Below are 487 nucleotides of genomic sequence, written 5' to 3' on the forward strand. Positions count from 1 at the left end.
CTCAAGGAACAGCTCTGCCACCGCCATGGCCGTTTCCAAGCTGTCACCAGGATCGGAACCCACGCCGACGCTCGCCAGCGCGTCGCTCAGATCCAGCCGTATCCGACCTTCCTCATCGACCGCGCGCTCGGTCTTCTTGCGGGAAAGCTCGCTCTCCTCCCATGCCGCGAGCGCATGGTTCCGGGCAGCAATGCTATCCTCGATCACTTCGATCATCTGTTCGGGAGAAGTCTCTTGGCGGTTTGCGAGCAGGTCACTTGCCGCTGCGCGAATTTCCAGGAGCACGGCCTTCCGGTCGGAGCCGATGCGTGCAAGCTGGTCGCGCGTATGGGCGATGTTGGCCGCGGCTTCAGCGAGGTTGCGGTTTGTGCTGCGGATCTCGGCGAGCTCGCGCGCATTGGCCAGGCGGCCTGCTGCGACGCTGTCGTCTCGGGTGAGTGCCGCCGCAAATTCATCCGCGGTTTCGCCGGTCAGGTCACCCCGATGC

Annotated in this window: 1 pseudogene; it reads right to left on the bottom strand. The window is 64.5% G+C overall.

What is annotated here, in order from left to right:
• Positions 1 to 487, bottom strand: a pseudogene (locus EOA24_RS40665) (hypothetical protein); the annotation flags it as partial.

It is taken from the genome of Mesorhizobium sp. M2A.F.Ca.ET.039.01.1.1 (assembly GCF_003998035.1).
Lineage (GTDB): Bacteria > Pseudomonadota > Alphaproteobacteria > Rhizobiales > Rhizobiaceae > Mesorhizobium.